The sequence below is a fragment of the Streptomyces sp. NPDC002690 genome (assembly GCF_053592415.1).
The window spans coordinates 1,730-3,103 of record NZ_JBSFVR010000567.1 but is presented as its reverse complement, the minus strand read 5'-3'; the positions used below and the strand labels follow the sequence as shown (position 1 = coordinate 3,103).

The 1,374-nt window shown below is 56.6% G+C and carries 1 rRNA gene; it reads right to left on the bottom strand.

Features of this window, described 5'->3' with window-relative positions:
- A 23S ribosomal RNA gene (locus ACWD3D_RS35245) occupies positions 1-1,273 on the bottom strand; the annotation flags it as partial.
- Positions 1,274-1,374 lie beyond the last annotated feature (101 nt).

Here is a 1,374-nt window from a genome sequence, read left to right as displayed (position 1 = left end):
GAATGACACGACTTCGGCGGTACGCTTGAGCCCCGCTACATTGTCGGCGCGGAATCACTTGACCAGTGAGCTATTACGCACTCTTTCAAGGGTGGCTGCTTCTAAGCCAACCTCCTGGTTGTCTCTGCGACTCCACATCCTTTCCCACTTAGCGTACGCTTAGGGGCCTTAGTCGATGCTCTGGGCTGTTTCCCTCTCGACCATGGAGCTTATCCCCCACAGTCTCACTGCCGCGCTCTCACTTACCGGCATTCGGAGTTTGGCTAAGGTCAGTAACCCGTTGGGGCCCATCGCCTATCCAGTGCTCTACCTCCGGCAAGAAACACACGACGCTGCACCTAAATGCATTTCGGGGAGAACCAGCTATCACGGAGTTTGATTGGCCTTTCACCCCTAACCACAGGTCATCCCCCAGGTTTTCAACCCTGGTGGGTTCGGTCCTCCACGAAGTCTTACCTCCGCTTCAACCTGCCCATGGCTAGATCACTCCGCTTCGGGTCTAGAGCGTGCAACTCAATCGCCCTATTCGGACTCGCTTTCGCTACGGCTTCCCCACACGGGTTAACCTCGCTACACACCGCTAACTCGCAGGCTCATTCTTCAAAAGGCACGCAGTCACGACTGCATGTGCAAGCACATACAGCGACGCTCCCACGGCTTGTAGGCACACGGTTTCAGGTACTATTTCACTCCGCTCCCGCGGTACTTTTCACCATTCCCTCACGGTACTATCCGCTATCGGTCACCAGGGAATATTTAGGCTTAGCGGGTGGTCCCGCCAGATTCACACGGGATTTCTCGGGCCCCGTGCTACTTGGGTGTCTCTCAAACGAGCCGTTGATGTTTCAGCTACGGGGGTCTTACCCTCTACGCCGGACCTTTCGCATGTCCTTCGCCTACATCAACGGTTTCTGACTCGTCTCACAGCCGGCAGACTGTGAAAGAGAGATCCCACAACCCCGCATGCGCAACCCCTGCCGGGTATCACACACATACGGTTTGGCCTGATCCAGTTTCGCTCGCCACTACTCCCGGAATCACGGTTGTTTTCTCTTCCTGAGGGTACTGAGATGTTTCACTTCCCCTCGTTCCCTCCACACTGCCTATGTGTTCAGCAGTGGGTGACAGCCCATGACGACTGCCGGGTTTCCCCATTCGGAAACCCCCGGATCAAAGCTAGGTTGACAGCTCCCCGGGGACTATCGTGGCCTCCCACGTCCTTCATCGGTTCCTGGTGCCAAGGCATCCACCGTGCGCCCTTAAAAACTTGGCCACAGATGCTCGCGTCCACTGTGCAGTTCTCAAACAACAACCAGCCACCCATCACCCCGACCCAAAGGCCGAGTTCACTGGGACCGGACTGAAGGCAGCCTG